Origin of the sequence: Nocardia sp. NPDC059691, assembly GCF_042733915.1 — a bacterium.
Classification (GTDB): domain Bacteria; phylum Actinomycetota; class Actinomycetes; order Mycobacteriales; family Mycobacteriaceae; genus Nocardia; species Nocardia sichangensis.
Genome location: NZ_JBHWFB010000001.1, coordinates 605,659 through 627,355, shown reverse-complemented (window position 1 = coordinate 627,355; position 21,697 = coordinate 605,659). Strand labels below are relative to the sequence as shown.

At 67.0% G+C, this 21,697-nt stretch carries 12 protein-coding genes (1 of these 12 cut by a window edge); 6 read left to right on the top strand and 6 right to left on the bottom strand.

What is annotated here, in order from left to right; translation table 11 throughout:
* The first annotated feature begins 9 nt into the window (after positions 1-9).
* Complete coding sequence (gene add / locus ACFV2O_RS02790) at positions 10-1,029, top strand: adenosine deaminase (RefSeq protein WP_379249701.1); 1,020 nt, start codon at positions 10-12, stop codon at positions 1,027-1,029.
* On the opposite strand, the gene ACFV2O_RS02785 is transcribed toward add, so the two are convergent.
* A complete protein-coding gene (locus tag ACFV2O_RS02785; RefSeq protein ID WP_379249699.1) occupies positions 1,008-1,808 on the bottom strand; it encodes an RDD family protein in 801 nt (266 codons plus the stop codon). The two genes, add and ACFV2O_RS02785, sit on opposite strands and share 22 nt — an antisense overlap.
* A 43-nt stretch (positions 1,809-1,851) precedes the next feature.
* On the opposite strand from ACFV2O_RS02785, the gene ACFV2O_RS02780 reads away from it, so the two are divergent.
* On the top strand, positions 1,852-2,868 hold the full coding sequence (locus ACFV2O_RS02780) for a stage II sporulation protein M (RefSeq protein ID WP_379249697.1): 1,017 nt from the start codon (positions 1,852-1,854) through the stop codon (positions 2,866-2,868).
* 817 nt (positions 2,869-3,685) lie between these two features.
* On the opposite strand, the gene ACFV2O_RS02775 is transcribed toward ACFV2O_RS02780, so the two are convergent.
* Positions 3,686-5,101, bottom strand: a complete 1,416-nt coding sequence (locus tag ACFV2O_RS02775; protein WP_379249695.1) for a hypothetical protein — start codon at positions 5,099-5,101, stop codon at positions 3,686-3,688.
* A 111-nt stretch (positions 5,102-5,212) separates the two neighbouring features.
* Between ACFV2O_RS02775 and ACFV2O_RS02770 the strand changes: the two genes are divergently transcribed.
* On the top strand, positions 5,213-5,851 hold the full coding sequence (locus ACFV2O_RS02770; protein ID WP_379249693.1) for a class I SAM-dependent methyltransferase: 639 nt from the start codon (positions 5,213-5,215) through the stop codon (positions 5,849-5,851).
* Here ACFV2O_RS02770 and ACFV2O_RS02765 read toward each other — a convergent pair whose 3' ends face one another.
* The 4 genes from ACFV2O_RS02765 to ACFV2O_RS02750 are packed head-to-tail and all read right to left on the bottom strand — an operon-like array spanning position 5,852 to position 10,107.
* Positions 5,852-6,619, bottom strand: a complete 768-nt coding sequence (locus ACFV2O_RS02765; protein ID WP_356963256.1) for an SDR family NAD(P)-dependent oxidoreductase — start codon at positions 6,617-6,619, stop codon at positions 5,852-5,854.
* A 31-nt stretch (positions 6,620-6,650) separates the two neighbouring features.
* Entirely contained in the window at positions 6,651-7,625 is a 975-nt protein-coding gene (locus ACFV2O_RS02760; RefSeq protein WP_379249691.1) for a hypothetical protein, read from the bottom strand.
* Positions 7,622-9,061 carry a pyridoxal phosphate-dependent aminotransferase gene (locus ACFV2O_RS02755; RefSeq protein ID WP_379249689.1) on the bottom strand — a complete coding sequence of 480 codons (1,440 nt, stop codon included), beginning with the start codon at positions 9,059-9,061 and terminating at the stop codon, positions 7,622-7,624. The genes ACFV2O_RS02760 and ACFV2O_RS02755 overlap by 4 nt, the downstream gene beginning before the upstream one ends.
* Positions 9,058-10,107, bottom strand: a complete 1,050-nt coding sequence (locus ACFV2O_RS02750; RefSeq protein ID WP_355073368.1) for a helix-turn-helix transcriptional regulator — start codon at positions 10,105-10,107, stop codon at positions 9,058-9,060. The genes ACFV2O_RS02755 and ACFV2O_RS02750 overlap by 4 nt, the downstream gene beginning before the upstream one ends.
* A gap of 652 nt (positions 10,108-10,759) precedes the next feature.
* Here ACFV2O_RS02750 and ACFV2O_RS02745 point away from each other — a divergent pair.
* From ACFV2O_RS02745 to ACFV2O_RS02735, 3 genes are all read left to right on the top strand, one after another.
* The gene (locus ACFV2O_RS02745) at positions 10,760-11,089 is read left to right on the top strand and encodes a hypothetical protein (RefSeq protein WP_379249687.1); all 330 of its coding nucleotides are present in this window, start codon (positions 10,760-10,762) and stop codon (positions 11,087-11,089) included.
* Positions 11,090-11,235: 146 nt separating this feature from the next.
* Entirely contained in the window at positions 11,236-12,960 is a 1,725-nt protein-coding gene (locus ACFV2O_RS02740) for a hypothetical protein (protein WP_379249685.1), read from the top strand.
* Positions 12,960-21,697 carry the 5' portion of a LuxR C-terminal-related transcriptional regulator gene (locus ACFV2O_RS02735; protein WP_379250156.1) on the top strand. 22,717 nt of this gene lie beyond the right edge of the window, so only the first 8,738 of its 31,455 coding nucleotides appear in the window; it begins with the start codon at positions 12,960-12,962; the stop codon falls past the right edge of the window. The genes ACFV2O_RS02740 and ACFV2O_RS02735 overlap by 1 nt, the downstream gene beginning before the upstream one ends.

Below are 21,697 nucleotides of genomic sequence, written 5' to 3'. Positions count from 1 at the left end.
CATGACCCCATGGCCTCAGATCTCGCCGCCTTCGTCCGCGGATTGCCCAAAGCGGAACTGCATCTGCATCTGGAAGGGACGCTGGAGCCGGAGCTGAAGTTCCGCCTCGCCCGGCGCAACGGCATCGAACTGCCGGAGAAGAGCGTGGAAGAGGTCGAGCAGACCTACCGATTCCATGACCTGACGTCATTCCTCCAGGTCTACTACCCCGCGATGCGCGTGCTACAGCGCCCGGAGGACTTCCACGACCTCGCCTTCGACTATCTGCGCCGAGCGCACGGCCAAGGCGTGCGTCACGCCGAGTTGTTCTTCGATCCGCAGGCGCACACTGGGCGCGGAGTCCCGTTCCCCACGGTGATCAGCGGATACCGGTCGGCGATCGCACGGGCGCGGCGAGAGCTGGGGACATCCGCCGAACTGATTTTGTGCTTCCTGCGCGACCATTCCGCGGAGTACGCCATGGCGACGCTGCTGGAAGCGCTGCCGTACAAGAGCTGGATCCTCGGTGTGGGGCTGGATTCCGACGAGCGGGGCAACCCGCCGAGCAAGTTCGCCGCCGTCTTCGAGCGCGCCCGCGCGGAAGGGTTCCTGCTGACGATGCACTGCGACATCGACCAGCCGGATTCGATCGAGCACATCCGCCAGGCGCTGGAGGACATCGCCGTCGACCGCCTCGACCACGGCACCAACATCGTGGAGGACGACCGTCTGGTCGAACTGGCCTGCTCCAAGGGGATCGCGCTCACCTGCTGTCCGGTGTCGAACTCCTTCGTCACGGCGCAGATGAAAGCCGAGGAGATCGTCGGTCTACTGAGCCGTGGGCTGACGGTGACGGTCAACAGCGACGACCCCGCGTACTTCGGCGCCTACGTTGCCGACAACTACCTCGCGCTCGCCGAGCAAGGTGGTCTCGGGACCGATCAGGTGGTCGAGTTGGCCCGGAACTCCTTCCGTGCCTCGTGGATCACGCCCGCCCGGCAGGACGCCTATCTGCGCGAGATCGACGACTACGTGGCGGCGAACGGCTGACCGGCGCGCGGCGGGAATACCGGGTACAGCGGCCACGGCAGCACCCGGCGCTGCCGTTCGGCGATGACCGCGCCGAGAATCTGCGACGGCGGACAACCGGCCGGTGGCGCGACGCGCAGCCGGCCGCACACCTCGGCCACGAGCGCCGTCCCCAGCTGGTGTTGCGCCGCGGGCGTGAGGGTGCGCAAGCGGGTCAGGTACTGCCGCACCGCCAGCGCCAGATCTTCCGGTAGTCCGGACAGCTCGAGCTGCGCGCTCCAGCCGGTCAGCCACGGCGGCGCGATCGCGAGCGCGGGCGGCGGCAGCGGGCGCTGCGCGTGCACGACCACGGTGCCGGCGAGCACGTCACCGATCCGCCGCGCATGCGGCGAGCACATCGAGGTGAGCACCGCGATGGCGCCGAACCCGCCCAGCATCCAGAAATCGACGATCGCGCCCGCCAGGCCGCGGGTGAGCGCGTGCCGGAAATCGATCGGCCCGCCGTCCTCGCGCACCACCCGCAGCCCGAGCATCAGCTTGCCCAGCGTTCGTCCCCGCCAAGCGGTCTCACAGGTCACGGGGTATCCGACCAGCACGGTCACGATGGTCACCAGTGCGACCACGTCCAACCAGGCCGAGTCGACGCCCGCGGGCAGCAGCAACGTGACGATCGCGAACAACAGCACGAACCCGAGCGTGCACTGGGCCAGCACGTCGATCAGGAACGCGGTGGCCCTGGTGGGGATGCGGGCGATCGGCAGTTCCAGGGCCACTGCTTCGCCGGTGGTGAACTCAGCCATGTCGATAGCATTCTTGCGACCGGCGGGAGTGGGAGGCAACCGAATGGACGTGGACGCATACAGCCTGGCGCACCGCAGGGCGTGGGACCGGCTCGACTACCTGTCCAACCGGAGCAAGCTCACCGGCGCGGAGGCGGACGAACTCGTCATGCTCTACCGCCGCACCTCCCAGCAGCTGGCGCGGCTGCAGTCACACAGCCCGGACCCGGAGCTGATCGCCGGGCTGAGCGCGCTGCTGGCACGTGCGCGCGGCCGGGTGCTGGGCACGCGAGCCGACACTTGGCAGGAGATCGGACGGTTCTTCAGCCACCGTTTCCCGGCGGCGCTCTATCGGGCATGGCCGTGGTGGGTCGGCGTCGCCGCGGTGTTCCTGTCGGTGTCGGCCGGGTTGGCAGTCTGGGTGGACCGGTTCGATTCGGCCCGCGAGGTGCTCGGAATTCCCGAGGACACAAGGAGCCTCACCGCGCCGGGCGGCGCGTTCGAGACGTACTACTCGGAGCATCCGCAGGAGGCCTTCGCCGCGCAGGTATGGACGAACAACGCATGGGTGACGGCGATCGCCTTGTTCACCGGCGTCTTGATCCTGCCCGCGGTCTACCTGCTGTTCATGAACGCGCTCAACCTGGGTGTCAGCGCGGGCCTGATGGCTGATGCGGGGCGGCTGGATTCGTTCTTCGGCTTCATCCTTCCGCACGGCACGCTGGAGCTGACCGCGGTGTTCGTCGCGGGCGGCGTCGGCCTGAAACTCGGTTGGACGCTGATCGATCCGGGTCGGCTCAGCCGGGTGGAGGCGGTGGCCAGGCAGGGCCGGGCGACCGCGACCGTAGCGCTCGGCTTGGTCGGAGTGTTGCTGGTCTGTGGCTTCATCGAAGGTTTCGTGACGCCGAGCCCGTTGCCCACACCGATTCGCATCGCGATCGGATTCACTGCCGAGGCGTTGTTCCTGGTGTACGTGTTCGGGGTGGGACGCCGCGCGGTCACGGAGCAGGCGAAGCCGGGTGCCGAGTCATCGGGCGATCATCTGACCACTGTGACGCAGCCAACATTCAGCACACGCTAGGTGAAGTGACTGGGACAATCGGCAGCTAAGCGGCGCCAGATCGGTTCGGAAGTCCCCCATTTGAGTTCCGCTGGCCGCAGCGAGTCGCTGCTCTAGCTGCGGCCAGCGTTACCGTCAACTCTACACAACCGTTATCCCTACGCAACCCTGCCTGTCGAGGTCAAGCGTATAAAGCAGCACCCCAGCAAACCCTTGCGGCAGCAGCTTTTCGCCCCGTGCCAGCTAACCGCATGCGACCCGGGCGACCATGATTTCGGCGACCGGGCACCGCTCCGGCGACTCCGCCGGAATAGTCACGGGGAATACGTCACGGCAATGAATCGGAACTCGCCTCGGGCGTTAGCGGAGCGTTTCGATAGACCCCTCCATGGTTGCTGACACCCCTTCCCACCTGCACGTTCATTTGCACGAAAGGACGGTTGCTGGTCACCGCCCAATGGAAAGAGACCAGAAGTTTGTTTACGCGGTAATAAACCGGGTAAAGACATAGCGGCACGCCGGGAAGACCGGGCAGTTCCCCGACAGGCTCCGCATTAACCAGTGAGTGAAAAGGATCCAGTTCACCCACTCGGCACGTCCGATTCAGCACCGGAGCCGCAACCATAACGAGGCATGTGATCTTCGCCTCACCTGCCGTTACCGAGCGTCGAACCGCGCGAAATCGACGCCGTGACACCCGACTTGGAGTGACCCACGTCACCGTCGACGCAACGGCCATGCCGCACTCCAACGCCCGAACCGGACCGTCGCAACGGCAGTCCGCGACTCGAATCCCTCCGCGAAAGTGACCCGAATCACCTTCAAGGTGATAGGGGACTCAACCGACGCGCAGTATCCCGGTGACCGTGCCTTGCAACAGACGGCCGTCGTGTGTGATCAACGGTGCGGTCTCCAGCGGATCGTCGACGATGGTGCCGGGCAGCGGATGCGATGCGGTGACCGCACCGGTTTCGGGGTCGAGAACGGTGAACGCGTACCCGTCCACGGGCGTGGTGTGATCGGAGCCGACGCGCGCGACCGTGTAGAGCGCGCCGTCGGCGGTGGACAGCCGCGGAACGGCGGCACTCCGAACCTCGTTCTCCCACATCACGTGACATCCGTCAGCGGAGACGTCGACTCGCGTCATCCCCCCGGTGAACGGAGCATTCGGCGGCGACGCGGGCCCCGCCCCCTCGGGCAGCGCCGGATACGGGTAGCCGTATGTGCTCGCCACGAAGATCGAGCGGCCGATGCCGACGGGTGAATTCTCGCTTCCGGCCCCACCTTCGCCGAGCACCGGAACCGTGCACATCAATTCGCCTGTTCCGGAACGGAATACCAAGGCATGCACCTGCCCGTCGGCGTTGTCGACGATGGTCAGATAGTCCGCACCGGTCTCGGGACCGAAGTAGGTGGGCGTCGACCCGGTGCCCCAGCTGAGCTGTCCCGGCTTGCGCGCCGATCCCCGGTCGTAGGCCGCGCGCCACGCGATCTCCGGAGCGCCGGACGGGCCGACGCGCAGTTCGTACAGCGCGTGCGTCGTCGCCACCGCGACCTGTCCACGCGGAGCCGCCGAGATGCTGTTCGCCACCTGCTCCCCCGCGGGCAGCGTCAACGCGGTGACCAGCCCGGCCGGGGTGACGAATCCGACCACTCCCCGGCCGGTCGCGAACCACACGTTGCCCGACCAGTCCGGAACGAGTCCCGTCACGTTGTCCCCCGACGGGATCACCGACCCGAGGTCGGCGGACTCTTCGCTGATCAGCCGCCACGCTCCCGCCGCGTCACGCTCGTGCCGCACCCGGAGCAACCGGTCGGTGCCGTCCACGACCACCAGACGGTCGTCCTGATCGAGGTAGGCGTACACACCGCCGAGCAGACTGCCCTTGGTCAACGGCAGCGCGGCGAGCGATGGCGCCAACAGGCCCGGCGCCGCCGGATCGAGCAAATGCACCGTCGGGGTCTGTCCCGCGATCGCGGTGCACAGGGCGACCACGAGTCGGTCCGATCCCTCCAGCAGAGTGGGGCACGCCGAGGCCAGCGGGTACGCGCCGATCGCCGCGGCGCGGGCGTCCGGACCGGCGAGCGGTGTCGCGTCCGATGACCCCGCGTCACCGTGCATGGTGGCGGTGCCGGTCGGCCCGATGAAAGGATTCGGCGGCGCGAGCGGACCCCATGGCCCGGCCGCCGACGCGGGCTGAGCGGGCAGCAATGCCAGCACGCACGCGGCGAGGAGGGTCATCGGCCGACGCATCGTGGTCCTCTTTCGCTGGGCAACGCGGTATCCGAACGGATACCGGAGAGAACAGTATTCGGGTATTCGCCGCGCCCCCCGGCACAGTGGGGGGTCGATACGATGACGCGCATGAACTCGGTTCGGGGCCGTCTGTTGTCCACACTCGCCGGTCAACTCGGGAATCCCCACGGCGTGCTCGGCAAAGGTGTCGCCTTCGTGCTCAATCGCAGCAACAAGCCCGCCATTACGGGGGCGGTGGAGGCCGCCGCCGTCGCGCCGGGCGGCACCGTGGCCGACGTCGGGTTCGGTGGTGGAGCGGGGCTTTCCCGGTTGCTCGAGCGGGTCGGCGCGGGAGGCGTGGTGCACGGCGTGGAGATCTCCGCCGACATGCTGGCACGCGCGCGCTCGAGTCACGGCAGCGACATCGATGCCGGTCGCCTGCGGCTGGCGGAGGGCTCGCTCACCGCGCTGCCGCTGCCGGACGACAGCCTCGATGCCGCGATCACCGTCAACACCGTGTACTTCGTGCCGGACCTGGCTGCGGCCTGCGCCGAACTCGCCAGGGTGGTCCGGCCGGGCGGCCGTCTGGTGATCGGCATCGGCGATCCGGACGCGATGGCGAAGCTTCCGTTCACGTCGTACGGGTTCACCCTGCGCCCGGTCCCGGAGGTGGTCGCGGCGCTGGAACAGGCGGGCTGCACCGTCGAGCAACGAAGGCTCGCGCGCACGCCGATTCCGCACCATTTGCTGGTGGCGACGCCCCGCTGACTACATCAGCGCGCCGCCGTCGACCCGGATCTCGGTGCCGGTCATGTATTTGCCGTCGTCGGAGGCGACCATCGCGACCACCCCGGCGATGTCCTCCGGGCTGCCCAGCGCTCCCCCGTTGAGCCATCCGGTCATCCGGGAGAACAGCTGCGGATCGAAACCCTCGGGCTGATCCAGGATGGACTTCGTCGTGATACCGCTGGTGATGCCGGCCGGAACGATGTTCACCGCGCGCAAGCCCTGCTTGGCGTACTCCAGGGCGATCGCGTGTGTGAAGGCGTTCACGCCGCCCTTGGACGCCGCGTAGGAGGCGAGGTAGGGCGCCGCGCTGAAGGCCGCGGTAGAGGAGATGTTGACCACCACGCCGCGTCCGGTATCGAGCAGAGCGGGCAGCGCGGCCTGGGTCATCAGGAAGGTGCCGGTGAGATTCACCCGGATCACCTGGTCCCACACCTCGAGCGGCATCTCGTGGGTGCGCGCGGGCCGCAGGATGCCCGCCGCGTTGACCAGCACGTCCAGTCCGCCGAGGAACTCCAGCGCCGCTGCGGTCGCGGTGCGCACCGACTCCGGGTCGGCGGTGTCGACCGCTACCGTTCGCAGTCGTTCCGCGCCGTCGCCCGCCTTCTCCGCGGTGGCCGCCAGGCCCGCCGCGTCGATGTCGGCGGCGACCAACTGCGCCCCTTCGTCAAGCAGCCGCAGGGCGATGCCCTGACCGATGCCGGATCCCGCTCCCGTCACCACCACGCGGCGGCCGTCAAATCTGCGCATGCCAAAAATTAGAACACGTTCTCATCGAGCGTCAAGGGACTTCGCCGCGCTGCCCGGCTATTCGCAGCACCATCGCCGCCGTCGCGGCGCCGTAGGCACGGCTGGCCGAGCCCGGCCGATCCGCCGGATAGTTGGAGCGATGCGTGACGACGACGCCGTTGGGCAGGGTGACCGTCTTGTCCGGCACGGTCGCGACGCAGTTGCCGCCCGCCTTGGCCACCAGGTCGACGATCACGGTTCCCGAGCCGAGCAGCTCCAGCGCCGCCGGTCCGAGCAGGCGAGGCGCCGGGCATCCGCGGTGCACGGCCGTGCAGACGACCAGATCGGGCGGCGTCGCGGCGAGCGTGTCCAGCAGTGCCGCGTTGTCGTCCCGGTTCGGCACGAATTTCCCCGCGCCCGCCCCGATCGCAGCCACTCGTTGTTCGATGCGGTTGCCGACCGCCGTCGGCCGCTCGTCGCCGAACGTGCGCGCGGCCGCGATGGCGGCGAGACCGGCGGCCCCGCACCCCAGCACGAAGGCACGGACCGGGCGGGCGAGCCGCCCGGGAGCGAGCAGCCGCCTGCCTTCGGCGTAACCCACCGCGCCCGCGATCCGGCTCATGGTGGACAGCGCGTCGAACTCGGTGGTCGTGTCGTCGCGTGGCACCGCGTCGAAGGCGACCGATTCGATGCCGCGGCGGCGCAACCGGTCGATCTCGTCGCGCCGGTGGTGCGGATCCTGGAAGCCGAGCAGCGTCGTCCCCGCGCGCAGCGGCATCGAGTCGAGTTCGAACGCGGGCGGTTTCACCCAGACGACGATGCCCGCGCGCTCGAACACCGCCGCGCGATCCTCGAGGACGACCGCCCCGGACGCGCTGTAGTCCTCGTCCGCGAAACCCGCGCCTTGTCCCGCGCCTTCCTGCACGAGAACGCGGAGTCCCGCTGCCGACAGCGTGCGCACCTCGTCCGGGGTGAGCGCCACGCGAGTCTCCCGCGACGCGGTCTCGCGCAGCACTCCGACGATCATCGTGCGGCCCCGGGCTCCGCCACCAGAGCGGTCAGGCCGCGATCGGCGAGCGCGTCGCGATAGGTGAGCCCGCCGACGATGTCGCGAATCAATTGCTCCAGCCGGTCGAAGAGTTCCTCGATCAAAGCGGGCGACTCGTGCCGCGGCGCCTTGCGCGGAGCGAGGACGTTCAACCGGACACCGGGACGCAGCGAGCCGGTCCGGTCCAGCGCGACGCTGTCGACGCCGGCCACGGCGAGCAACAGGTCCTCCACCTGCGCACTCGTGTGCACGCCCGCCTTGTCGAGCAGCGCGCGATCGAAAACCACCGAGACGAACATGCCTTCCGGGTTGCCCAACGGTCGCAGCACGTCGGTTCCCAGCCGGGTGTTGATCGCGGCGATCCGGCCGCATGTCCGATCGATCTGCGCGCGCATCAGCGCGTGATTGCGGTCGAAGTAGTCCTCAGAGGTGTGCTCCAGGATGGCGCGGGCCAGATGGGTGGTCTCGCGCTGGAACGAAATCGTGAGCCGTTCCCTGATCCGCGCCAGCCATGCGCCGTCGCCGGTGCAGGCGGCGCCCATTTTGCACGGGCCGAAGGCGTTGTAGCCCTTCGAGTTCCCCGTGATGGTCAGCACCACGTCGTACAGCCGCCGGATGCCCTGCTCGGTCTCCACGTGCAGTGCCGCGATCGGGATGTGCGAGGCCACCAGCCGGTCGAAGGCCATGTCGCAGATCACCGGAACACCGCAGTCGAGCAGCACCCGCCCGAGTTCCGCCAGCTCCGTGGCCGTGTAATCCGCGACGACGGGGTTGCCCGGCAGCGTGAGCAGCACGCCGCACAGTTCGCCCGCCGCCCGCAGTTCCGCGAGGCAGCGGGCCAGCCGTGCCGGATCGATCTTGAACGCGTCGTCCGGAGCCACCGGGCACGAGACGATTCGCAAGCCGAATTTCTCCACGTGGATGCTGGAACTCTTGTAGAAGCCCTCCGGGCACACGATCACCCCGCCCGGCCTGGCGAGGGTGGCCACCGCCTCCTCGAGCAACATCGTGCTCGAGTACGGGCAGACGATCACCTCCTCCGGGCGCACCCGGACGCCGGGCACCCCTTCCACCGGATGCGACAGGCGCTCGAACAGCTTGCGGGCCGCGAGTTCCCGCAGAATCAACGGCTGCCGCTTGTCGTAGAGCCTGCCGTCGAGGTACTCCGCCGGGGGTGCGATGTGCAGGCTTTCGCGCCATGCCCGGTCCAGCGCCGCGACCGCGTGCGCGTCCGGAGCCCGGCCGGTTTCGCCGTGGTAGGCGTCGATGACGCCCGAGTAGCGGCGGCCACCGGTCCCGGCGAACCAGGTGTCTCTCGAAAGGTGGCCGCGCACTTCACGTTTCCTGGCCTCGGAGCGATTGGTCAGCCTCGCCAGGTCGGCGAGCGGATCGATGAGCACCTGGCTCTGAGTCACGGGACCTCGCCTTCTGAAGAGTCTCCCGGTGCGGGCATGGTGTTCCATTTCTCCTGGAGTGCGGCGCGGAACAGACTGCGGCAGTTGCCCTCGGTGAGTCGTTCGAACTCCGCCAGCGGCGGCTGCGCGACGATCTGGTCCACCACGATGGCCGAACCGGCGCGCCGGAGGTCGTAGAGTTTCTCGAACCGCCGGACCGCGAACGCGACATCGTGCTTCAGCGCGGAGAAGCGCGTCGCGACCCGGGCCTGACGCGAGTAGTCGTACTCGCCCACCGCGACGTAGCGATCATCGACTACGAGCATGCTCTGCGCGTTGCGCGCATACTCGCGCTTGACCAGCACGCTTTCCACGCCCGATCGGGCCTGCTTCCACAGTTTGTCGTCGTAGGGCCAGACGTCCGAGATGTCGTCGAGCACATACATCCGCCGTACATCGATCTTCGGTGGGTGGGTCGTGTCGGCCAGGCGCAGAATCGCCGCGTGATAGTCGTCGCCGACGTCGCCGCCGATCGTGCCCAGGTCCGCGGTGTGAATCGCGCGCACCGACGTGGTGGCCTGCTCCAGGATCGTCAGCCAGTCGGTGACGGTATTCCATTCCCATACCGTCGCGCTGCGCGAGGGAATCTGCGCGAGGATCTCCTCGGCGCGCTCCAATTGCCGATCGGCGACCAGGCGCAGCGGCTCGATCTCCGCCCGCGCTCCGGAGGCATCGATCAGGCTCTGCGCGATACTCAGTGCGCGCGAGACCAATTGAGGGTCCTTGCCGAGCAGGACGTTGAATCGCATCCGCAGGTCGTAGTAGGCGCTGCTGGTCGGATCGGTCGCGGGATCGGCGCTGCCATCGGTCGGCAACTCCGCGCCGAGCGCCAGACTCAGACGTTCGCGCAGCGCCAGCGGCGGAATCCTGCTGCCGTTCTCGATCTGCTGAATCAGGCTGCGGGAGCAGCCCGCTCTGGTGGCGAGCGACGCTTGGGTGTAACCGCGCTCCAGTCGTAGCCTGCGGACCAGGTTGCCGACCTGCTCGTCCGAGCCCGAGTCAGCCATTCCGCGCCTCCCATTCTGCGCCTTGCATACGCATGCTCACGGAGTATCACGATGCGACATTTTAGTCACCAAGTGTCAAGCGGTGTCGGATGTATCGCGTTCGCCGAATTTCGTTGTCAACCAGCAATCCGGCTGGATGATCAATGTCCAGCCGCCGCAGGATCGAAGACGCTCACAAACACGCTTTTCGGACTCCACCAGGTAGCGGAGAGCGCAACTTCCGCCGACCAGCGACATGTTATGAGCCGCATGACTATTGTCGAGCAGAACTGCTCATAAGATATCGTCACGAAGCGCTAAAGCTTCGTTGACAGCATGAGGTGTCACTACCTAGCCTTGTTCTCGAGGCCACCGCAATTCACTTCGCCGCAGGGGTTTTCCCGCCTGCCGCGTTCGGTGGCTCGATAACTCGAGGAGGTGCCGGATACGGATACCTCGTTACCGCGCGAGCCGAGCCGAGCCGGCCGCATCCGTTGCCTTGCACGACAACGCCGCCTTCGACGCTCGCGCCTTCCCTGAGCATTAGTGCACCGAGTAATTCCGGCACGGACGAAGTCATCATGTTCGCGCCGTGGCCGAGCGCGGGTCACCGCACTCCGGGCGAGCCCGGCGGGTCCCGCGTCATACCGAACAGAGTGAATGAGAGCAGATCATGGCACTCGACATCACCGATTCGATCATCACCAGCGATATCACCCCGGAAACGGCGCGGCTGCTCCCCTATTCCTCTGACACCGGTTGGGAACTCAGCTGGCTGCCGACAGTCACTCTTACCCGCGAGCAGGCCGTCAGCGGGATGGTGCTCGACGAAATGCTCAGCGATCCCGGCACACTCGCCAGCGACCTCGCGCTCGAGTTGGCCGCCATGCACGCCGCCGAGCTCGGCATCACCTTGCGTGAGGTGCTGCTCCGGCTGTACGTCCGCATCACCGAACGCGACAATGCACCCGGCTGTCGCGATCACACGCCCCTGCCCGCCTGATCGCGACCCGGCGTGGGCTCGGTCCGGCACGACGAGGGCGAAGGTTCTTTCCCAACCTCGGGAACAAAGCACACGAGGCCGGAACGATCCTGGCGGACAATGTTCTCTCTCGGTGTCGTTGACGCAGGTGAAGGGTTTACCGGGACATGGCTCAATCGTTGCGGGTGGACACGGACCTGCTGCGAGCCGTCACTCCTGAACTGGCCGCCATTGCCGACGCCGCGCAAGGAGAACTGGCGCGCCTGAAGGAAAGACTCGCCGCCGAGGGCAAATGTTGGGGCGACGACGAGCCGGGCCGGGCCTTCGGCGACAGCTACGAGCCGGCGTCCGAAAAAGGGATCACCGGCTTCGAGAACCTGGTCCACAATCTGCACGGGATGAGCAGTAGCGTCGCCGACGCGGGCGAGGCGCTGCACGACCAGGACCACAACAGCGGCTCCCGGCTCCGCCAGCAGAACCCGTTCGACTCCGTGCCGGTCAGCAACACTCCTTACGGCCAGCCGCAGTCGCGGAGTCCGGTGCCGTCGCAGTCCGGCTCCACGCCGAACACCGAGCCGGGATCCGCCGGCGACACCACTGCGCCCACCTCGGCGGACAACCCCACCGCCCAAGCCGACAACCCCGCCACCCAGGTCGACACCCCTACCGCTACGTCGAGTGGCCCTACTGCCGCACATGGAACAGGACAGCCCGGCTATCAACCGACCAGCAACCCGATCGCGCCCGGGTCGACGAACCCCGGCGACTACGGCCCGGCCGGTACTCCCTACTCGTCCGGGCAGGAGCCGTCTGCCAACTTCCCCTCGACACCTTCCGTCCAGGACCGGGCGACGCCAACGGCGCGAGACGCCGCGCGAAACCCGACATCACCGGCCCCTGCCACACCTGCCGCCGCCGAACCATCCCCTGCGGCGACATCCAAGCCCGGCGCGTCCGGACCCGCGGCCGTCCCGCGTACGCCGGAGACCCGATGGACGAGGCCGCCCGCTGATTCGCCATGGATGCGAAACACATCCGGCACGCCGTGGTCGCGCAGCCCGGGCGGTCCGGCACAGAATCAGGCCTTCCCGCCACGCCGCAAGCGGCCGAGGCCCGACGTGGCGAAACCCGGCAAGGACCCGAAAGCGCGCAAGCCGAAACCGGCACCGGCGGAAGCGAAGCACTCCCGGGTACGGACGGACCCGGATGCCGTGGCCGCCGCGCGGGCGCTGGCCGCTCGCCACGGCCTCCGGATCGCCGGATTCGAAGACTCCGGTGTGTCGAAACCTACGGTCGACGAGATCTCGGCGGCCGTCGACGGCATCCTCGGCAAATATCCTTTCATTCGACCGGCCGGGATCGAGATCACCGACCTGCGGGATGGCACGGTGTCGCGCGTGGTGCCGAATCGCGCGTCCGACGACACAGCGGACGCGGTCACCGGCGGGTGGATTCTGCTGGACCGGGTAGCGGCGGCCAATCCAGTACTCCTCGCCGAAAAGGTCGAGGCCGCGGCTGGCTCGGGCGAGCGCGTAGCCGGATCCGCGGACCGCCCGATGTATTCGACCATCGTTCGCGACCTCGGCCGGATACTCGAAGCGGCCTCCGGCCGCCATGTGCGGCAGTCGGCGCAACGCTCGCTGCTCATGGAGTACCGGCGCATCAGCGGGCCTTGGGATCGCGGCGACACGCTGGCCGCGATCGTGCGCGGTTACCGGGAGTGGCGCGCGCAGCTGATCCGCGCGTGCTTCTGCGGTGACCTTTTCGATCCCCGTGCGGCGGTGGTGGAAGCGTTCACCGAAGTCGAACTGCGTGGCAGCCGCGCCTGCGGGCCCGCGAAAGTACTGCACCGGTTGGTCATCGAGCACGCCCGCGGACAATCGAGCGCCTGATGGTGCAGATCCCGGACTATTTCCCCGACTGGCTGACCAGCATGGTGCTGGGACACTTTCCGGAGGGGGACCCGGAGGCGATGCGGCGCGATGCCGACGCCTGGTCGGACGCGGCGAACGCCCTTATGCCGGTGGCGCATCGGCTCCAAGCGGCGTTGGAGCGGTTGGACGAGGCGGTCGAGGGCGAGACCGGTACGGAAATACAGACGCAGTATCGCAAGATCCTCGACCAGATCCATGCGCAGATCGAGTTCAACAACTCGATGGCCCGAAAACTGTACGCCAACGCCACGGATACCGAGTACGGGCAGTACGTCCTCATCGGCATCGGAGGAGCGCTGCTGGCCCAGTGGATCATCGACATGGCCATGCCGCCGCCCGGCAGCATCGTGAAGGCGATCTCCGATCGCGCCGAGGCCAGGGCGGGGATGGAACTCGCGCAGCGCGACTTGGTTCTGACCATATTGGGCAGGGCGGCGCGGTTCGTCGCGGAGCATCCGCAACTGATGCTGGCTACGAAGGGCGTGTTCTTCGGGACGGTGATCGGCGGCGGAGTGCCCTATGTCGCACAACGTGTCCAGATCGCACAGGGCCACCGCGAGAAGGTGGATTGGCAGAAGGTCAGGATCGGAGCCGCGGCAGGCGCCGCCGGTGGTCTGGTCGGTGTCGAGGTCGGTCGTCGCGTCGCGCCCTTCGCGATCAAAGCGGGCGGGCGTGTGCTGGGCACCGTGGCGGCCGGCGGCGTGGGCGGTATGGCCGGTGGTCTGGCGGGTGGGCTGACCGCGTGGGGTTTGACGGGCGGCGACCTGCGCGGCAAAGACCTGGCCACCATGGTGTGGACGGGTTTCGGCTCCGGCCTCGTCGGCGGGATCGGGGCGGGGGTGCGCGCCGGGCGGGCCGGGGCGAACGCGCGTTCGACCGAACCGGTGCCCTCTCTCGATTCGGGGCCGCCCCCCGACGCGGCGCCATCAGCCAGAATTTCCGCGCCCGGGGATGGTCGTCCGCCGCAAACACAGACGGCGACGCCCGAGTCCACGTCCACCACCAGTGACGTGGACGCACCGCGAGCGAGGCATCCCGAGTCCGGCGATGGTTCGATGGACCGGCCCGAGAACCTGTCCGAGGCGAGGATGGCGGAGGGCGATCAGATCCTCCGCGACATGGTCGACGACGCCATCGCCCGAATCCTACGCGGCGAGGGCCCTGGCCAGTCGCTGGACGGCGGCGGCGGAATCGCACCTAGGAGCACGCCCGACTACCCGTCGGGAGGGTCGTCGCCTTCGTCGTCGCGCGGTGGCGGCACCGGATGGTCCGGCTGGAACATGACCGAGACCACACGAGGCGGTGTCGCCGTGGCCGCCCATCCCGAAGGCGGTTCGGCCACACCGATGCCGACCCGCCAGGCGCAGATCAGCGATCCTCAGGTGCGCCCGGAGCAGCGGGGAATGAATGTGACCGCCGAAGGGTCCGCTACCCGGCCGGGCACGGAAGTCCTTCTCGACGACGGCAGCAGTTCTTACGCGAGCCCACTCATGGTCGAACACGGACCTGCCGGAGAGATGTACTTGGTCGCGCCGGAACAGTCGGCGGGCAACGCCTCTCCGGACATGGCGGGGCCCCGACCGGCCGGTGGCACACTGGACGAGGGCGCGACCACCCACGAGGGACAGCCCCTGCACAGGGTCGATTTCGACGCGGAGATCGCCAAGCTGGAAGCGGAGCTGGCTCAGACTTCACTACCAGCGAGTGCGGATACCGCCGCACCATCGGTGGAAGCGCCGATACCGGCCGCGGACACCACACCACCGCCCTCGACGCACGCCGGAACGGAAGACGCCGTGGCGGGGCACGCACCGTCCGTTCCGGATGCCGCGCCCGCGACACCTGTTGGTTCCGATACGCAGAATCCGGTCGCACAGGCCAGTACTCCGACACCGAACACCGACCCCGCAGGGTATGCCTCCGCCACGGCGGAGCCGCGAAACCCCGTTCCCCCCTCGACCGCATCCCCGGCGGCGAGCAATACCTCGCACACCGGCGAGCCGAGACCGCCTGTTGGGCCGACAACGTCCAGCGGCACGCGCAGTTCGGGCGGCACCAGCCCGCTCGCGGCACCACTGGCGGGCCACACACCGAATGCCAACAGCCCTACCGCCCACACGAACGCGCCGACGGCATCGGCGGCAGCGGCAGGATTTCCGTCAGCGGATCTGGGAAACTCTGTCGCTCGGACGAACTCGCCAACAGCATCGACTTCGCCAACGGGATTCCTGCCGACCGATCCCGGAGAAACTCCCCACTCCGCCGCGACAGCCCCGGCGGCCGCAACCGGCCGACCGGGCGACGACGAACCCGACGCCGATCCAGAGGAGTTCCCCACCCCACCGGGCACCGTCGTGGACGACCCCCGGGAACACAACATCCAAAAAGACCCCCGGGAGCACAGCGTCCAACAGGACCCGCGGGAACACAGCGTCCAGAAGAAGCCCGCCGGGGATTACGTAGTCATCCCCGGCGTCTCCTACCCGCTGGAGGACGAACCACCCGCCGACGCGATACCCGTCATACCGCACACCCCCTCTTTGACTCCCCTGCCCAACGATTCCGTCGGCTTGGGGCGCCTCGTCCAAAACCCCGACGACCCCGAGAACACCCCTGGTCCCACCTCACCGCGCGCTCCGGATATCACCGACCCCCTGTCGGATCGCCATATGGCCGCGCCGGAAACGAATCTGGACGCCGGGCTCGGCAAAACGCCCGACTCACTCTCGATGCCATCCCGGTACGCGACCGAACCGAGCCCCGACGTCCCCGGTGCGCCCCAGAAACCCGCTGCCCCGCAACTGAACCCGCATTCTCTCGAATACAGCGACGACCCCAGCCGCCTGCCGGCCGTCGGCGGAGTCCCACACCTGCAACCTGCCCCACCGCCGAAGAAGACGGAGCGGAAGCGCCTGGTCACCCGAATGGGTGCCGATCCAGACGAACCCAAACGGGGCAAACGTACGCGCAAACAACAACCACCACCGCCCCCACCCGAACCGCCACAGCCGTCACCCGAGCCACCGGCGCAGCTCCCGACGCCGAAGCCGAAGCCGAAGCCGCGCAAGCGCAACCAGCCGTCCGCACCGCTGGCCCACGAGGAGTTCGTCGTCCGCGATGTCGGCGAAGCGATCGGCGAGATCGGTGACGAAGGCCCGCGAGTCGCCCCCGCCGCGAAGACCCGGCGATGGGTGAGGTCGCTGCCGCAGAAGCTCCCCTGGCTCACCGAAGTCCAGATCGAAACCGCGGAACTGCTGATCTCGGAGATGGTGGCGAATGCCCTGCGGTGGACCGAGGGCAAGGTCGCGGTCGTCGCCACGGCAACGGATACCGACGACACCCGCAAAACCCGATTCACCGTCACCGACGACAGCACAGTCGTTCCGGAGCGAACCGGCATGCCGGACTGGGATGCCGAACGTGGCCGCGGCGGCGAGTTCGTCGCCATGATGTCGGACGCCCACGGGGCCACCACGCACGAGAACGGCAAATCGACCTGGTTCGAGCTGCATGGGCCACGCGGTGACGACCCGGATTCCACCGAGTCCGACAGGAATCCCAGCGGAGGACGCCCAAGCGCTCCAGCCGACGAATCCATTCCAACCGGAAACGTAATCCCGCCGATCCAGTCGGACGGCGATCACACGCCGGACGCGGGCAACGACCCCCGGGCGACTTCCGACGATCCCGCGGACAAGCGACTGCCGAGCGAAACCGCACCCCACGGTGAGCAGTCCGACGACGGCGACACGCACCAGTCGCTTCCGCATCCGAACGAGGCCATGGACCCCGCACCGTCGAAGACCGAATTCATCGTGCGGGCACAGAATCCGGACCTGCGGGGTGAATCGGCGCGGTTGCAGGCAGGCTCGCACGCCTGGGATCAATTGATCGAGCTGCTGTTCGACTGGCCCGCCGAGAAGGTCGACAACGCGGGCTTGGAACTCGCTGAGCGTGTGGTGACCGCGCTGGAGAACAGCGACGACGACTCGGTCCGGATAGTGCTAGAGGAAACCGGCGAGCCGGGCGAGCGCCTAGTACGGGTCGCGGTAGGTGAATCCAGCTTCGAAATACGAGAAGCGCACGAGCTGCCACAATGGCTGGCCGACGCCATCGAACCGGTACGCCACCTGCGTTTGAACGTTCCCGGCGAACTGGCTATCGCGGTCCGCTATCGTGATATTCCGAAGATCGCCAAGGCGCTGGCGCCGCTCAATCATCTCGGTGCCCCCGCGGACGCCGCACAGGACGACATCGATCGCGGATTGCGCCACCGAGCGCGAATCAACCGCGGACGACTGCAGGCCTCTCTTCGCAACGTTGTGGCCGAGCCCACCGTCTACCGGTCCGGTGACTCCGTGGTGGAACTCAATATCTACCCGTTCTGGGACGTGGATGTCCGCAGCGGGCTGCGTCAGCTGGACATGACCGAGCGCAACGACCGAACGCTGCCTCTCGATGAATTCGTCGACGCGATTATCACCGATCTCGAGCAGCGTAGGCAGGCAGCCGAAACGGGTGAAGACGTGGCATCCGCCAACGTCGGTCCGCAGCCGGTCGGCGCAAAGCTCGCAGCGGAGAGCGGAGCGACCGAGAAATCGGTCGAAATGCACACCATCGACCTGCCGGAACCTGGCGCCGACCCGGTGAAACTCGACTCGCAGGCGACGGGGTCTTCGGCCGAGACGCCCACGATGTTGCAGCGAGCACAGAACGGCGAGGAAACGGCGTTCCAAGAGCTGCGGGAGGAGCACGGAGTAGCGACCTTCCGGCATGTGCGCCAGGTACTCGGTGTTCCAACCGCCCCGAAGAATCCCGGCGACGAGCAACTGGTGCAGTTGGCCCAAGAGATCAACCGCACGGTGTTCCAGTTCGCGGAGAGAAGGCGGTGGCCGGTCGCCGAGGGACAGGACGTTGGCGAATGGTTGCGTCATATCGCGGAAGATGTCGTCAAGCACAGATTCTTCCAACAGATCCGCGACGGCGTCCTCGAGTCGCTACAAGGCCGAGGGGTCTCCGGAGCAGGTTCAGAGTTTCGCCTGATCGCAGAAATGCGCAGGGAAACGTTCGAGGCGAGCTGGACGCAACTGCCCGAGGCGACGCGCCGATGGCTGCAACGCAGGTACTGGCGTGGACTCGACTCCACAGCGGCCGCGTTGGAGCAATCTACCGGCGCCAGCCTGACGGCCGCCGCGCTCATCGATATGGACGAAGTCTCAGCCAAGGCCCTGGTCGGTGAGGTCAGAAGCCGAACCACGACGGATTTCGCCGAAGGCCGACCACAGACGCAGTCGACTGCCGCCCCGGCGCTGCCCACCGAACCGGAGAGACAGCCGGGAATCGTTGCTCGCGGAGAGGATTCGGTCGATCATGGCTTAGCCGAACAAGACGTCGAACTGATTCGTATGATCGCTTCAGGTTTGTCGAACAGTGCCATCGCGCAGCGGCTGAACCGATCCGAGAGCAGGGTGAAGTTCTACCTGAAGGAGATCGGTGACAAGCTAGGGGTTCGCGGCCGACCAGCGATCATTTCGGCAGCCGAAGCCGCAGGTGTGCTCGATGCGCAGGATATAACGGCGCAATTCCATGAGACGCCGGGAAAGCTGACTGAACAGGAGATCAAGGTCCTGGGTTTGGTCTCAGAGGGCAGATCGAACAAAGAAATCGGGCAAGCACTCGGCCTGTCGTGGCAGACCGTCAAGACGCACCTGGCTCGCATCGGCGACAAGCTCGGCATCGGTGATCGCGCCGGAATGGTGGCGCGTGCGACGCACGCACGCATCCTTTCCCTCACCAAGCCTGAATCCGTGCCACACCACGATCCTTTGTCGGAAGCCGAGATCGAAGTGCTCGGCTTGGTCGCAGAAGGCATGACGAACAAGGAGATCGGCATATCCGTCGGGTTGTCGCCTGACGAAGTGAAGAACCGCCTGAATCGCATCGGCGGCAAACTCGGTATCCGCGACCGAGCGGGAATGGTAGGGCGTGCGCTGCAGGCACGCGTCCTCCCACTCGCGGACACCGTCCAAGACGCACCCAATCCTGTGCCCGGTCGCGACGTCCTGTCCGAGACCGAAACCGAAGTCCTCAGCCTGGTCGCAAAGGGCAAGACGAATCGGCAGATCGCCGAGGCGATGGACATGAAATCGGCCACAGTCAGCACCCATCTGATCCGTATCGGACACAAACTGCGTGTCAGTGGCCGGTCGGCGATGGTGACGGAGGCGCGGGCAAGGGACGTCGACTTGGGCGGGAGTACAGACACCGAGCAATCCCCCAACCCAGCGAATCGGCTTGGAGGTGCCACACGAACCCCGGGCCCCGATCCGCACCTTTACAGCGATGTCGATCTTGATGCGGTCCTTGACCGCCCTGCCCGGAACCGGCGGTTCAGGCGCGTTGTCGTCGGACCCGACCCCCGCGTCTACCATCACGACGAAAACAATCCGCTGCGTCCCTATGGCCACGGCTCACCGACCACCCCGTCCGGCACCACGGCCCAGCAATCAGCGACCACACCTGCTGACGCGGTTACGCCGAGCAAAACCGAGTACGAGGAAATCGTCCCGGACGATCCCGTCGCCGACTATCACGCGCAAGCCGCTGTCATCCCGCTCACGGTGAATCCTGAGGGACTGTTCGTCGGGCCGGGCGACCTGCCGCACACCACTCAGGATCATCTGGGTGAGACCTTGAATATGAGTACGGCCGGCGACTACCTCACGGCGAGAGGCCGAGACGTACTCCACATGCACCTGCACGCCGCGTTCCTGCGAGAAGGGAAGAAGACTGCGGCGGTGACCGTCAGCTGGATGACGTCTGGTCAGCTCAACAGGCTGGACTTCTGGTCGGAAGGATTCCGGAGTTCGATAACAAATCCGATGCCCGCCGCCCAGATCACGTTCGATCTGGCGACTCGTGGGATGGACCTCACGGGAGTCGAGTTCGGCGGCGGCAACCAAGGACAGTTGTTGGGCCCCGATGCGGTGACCACGTCGGCCGAGGACCTCATCCGTGCAGGTGGTCTCGATGCGGACCAGGTGTTCTCCGGGTACGGCATCGGTTACTGGGTGAACGTCGTCAACGCCCGTCCCTCGGCTGACGGCGTCATGGTCACGCTCGAGCTCAACCCGGTCCGCGGAGAGCCCGGTCGGTTGACTCTCGAACTGAGGACGGTGGACGGGAGCACGACGGTCCGGTACCACGACGTCGATCCGGGCGCCGAGCCGCATCGAGTCGAACCCATCATGCGTGCCATGCACGAGAGGTTGACCACGAAGATGGGCGTGGTCGGCGCGGAACCGTTCGAACAACATCGTGCGGATACCCGAGAAGTCGCCGAGGCCGATTCGACAGCACCGCAGCCACTCGACCCCGCCATGACGATTGCCGAACCGGAGTACGACCCGGGTGTCAATCAGGCTATCGCGGCACAGGTGCAGACCACCCTGGGTATCGATGTATTAGGACTGGACAAGCTGGGAATTCCCGTCCAATCAGCGTCGTCCGTCCGGAATGCGATCGTCGATGCGGTGGCCGAAGATCCATCGATCCGCCCTGCGGCGATAATCGTGACCCCAATGGCGCACGGAGCCTTCGCCGCCGTTGACACCATGTTGGGCGAGCAGGAAATTATTGTATTTCTCAATGAGAACTACATGGCCAACCCGGAATATTTCGCCCAAGCGGCAGAGGCAGATTTCGATAGTGGCTGGAAAGCGGCCCCGACTGGCGATCCCGTATATGACACTCTTCGTCATGAGTTGGCCCATCTACGCGATCCGGACGAAGTACGCGGGCAGAGCGCACCACCGATCAGCCCATCACGATATGCCGAGCTCGCGGAGCTCCGGACTACAGGGATACTTGACCCCGATGCCCGGTTCGACAAAAAGCAAGATTATCGGAATCAGCTGGCTCCGAGAGCATTCGGATACTTATACGAATTCTTTGTCGGACTGCGACAGAAAAAAGCTCTTCCCCCGGACGCCCGATTCGACGAATGGCTGAACCAGCTCAATGGTTACAGTCGTGAGAAAAAGCAGGACCCTAGGACCGAGCCGGGCGGGCGGGCAGCCGATTTCATCCCCGGGGACGAAATTCCCGCGAAGTGGGACCGATGGGGCCGAAAGCCTGTCTTCAATCCGGCGGAGGCACTGGCCGAGGCGGCCAATTCCTTCGGTCGGAGCGCGCCGACGGATCCGACGCATCCGGTGTTCGCGCTACGGGCATTGCTGAACGGCCACACGGTCGCGGAGGCACTTCGGGACTGGCCAGAAAACGCCGTGACACCGGCCCCGCCGGACAACCGCGGCTCGATTCCGGCCGACCAAGGATTCATCCCGAGTATCGCGCCGGACGGCTTTGTCGCAAGGCTGTCCGGGAAGTGGCGTGAGATGAGCGCCGACGCTCGAGCCGCGTACCGGCAGGGTAAGGAACCCGAGTTCACGACTCCCGGACGAGATGGCACACCTCTGTTCGTCCTCGACGATCTGGTTCGGATGCTGGACAAGCACCAGGCCAGGATGGGCGTGACGACCGAGACCGGCACCGGTGATCGATCGGGCTCGTCCTCGCAGCTACGGCATGGGGCTACCAGCCCCGCTCCACCGGCGGGCGCGCACGACCACAGCCCGGACGCCCACCGGGGCTCCTCGAAGTTCTCCCGATCCGCGTCGAACTCCACGCCTGCGGG

Coding starts and splice junctions, on each gene's coding strand:
- add (WP_379249701.1), top strand. CDS start 10: ATGGCCTCAGATCTCGCCGCCTTCGTCCGCGGATTGCCCAAAGCGGAA.
- ACFV2O_RS02785 (WP_379249699.1), bottom strand. CDS start 1,808: ATGGCTGAGTTCACCACCGGCGAAGCAGTGGCCCTGGAACTGCCGATC.
- ACFV2O_RS02780 (WP_379249697.1), top strand. CDS start 1,852: ATGGACGTGGACGCATACAGCCTGGCGCACCGCAGGGCGTGGGACCGG.
- ACFV2O_RS02775 (WP_379249695.1), bottom strand. CDS start 5,101: ATGCGTCGGCCGATGACCCTCCTCGCCGCGTGCGTGCTGGCATTGCTG.
- ACFV2O_RS02770 (WP_379249693.1), top strand. CDS start 5,213: ATGAACTCGGTTCGGGGCCGTCTGTTGTCCACACTCGCCGGTCAACTC.
- ACFV2O_RS02765 (WP_356963256.1), bottom strand. CDS start 6,619: ATGCGCAGATTTGACGGCCGCCGCGTGGTGGTGACGGGAGCGGGATCC.
- ACFV2O_RS02760 (WP_379249691.1), bottom strand. CDS start 7,625: ATGATCGTCGGAGTGCTGCGCGAGACCGCGTCGCGGGAGACTCGCGTG.
- ACFV2O_RS02750 (WP_355073368.1), bottom strand. CDS start 10,107: ATGGCTGACTCGGGCTCGGACGAGCAGGTCGGCAACCTGGTCCGCAGG.
- ACFV2O_RS02745 (WP_379249687.1), top strand. CDS start 10,760: ATGGCACTCGACATCACCGATTCGATCATCACCAGCGATATCACCCCG.
- ACFV2O_RS02740 (WP_379249685.1), top strand. CDS start 11,236: ATGGCTCAATCGTTGCGGGTGGACACGGACCTGCTGCGAGCCGTCACT.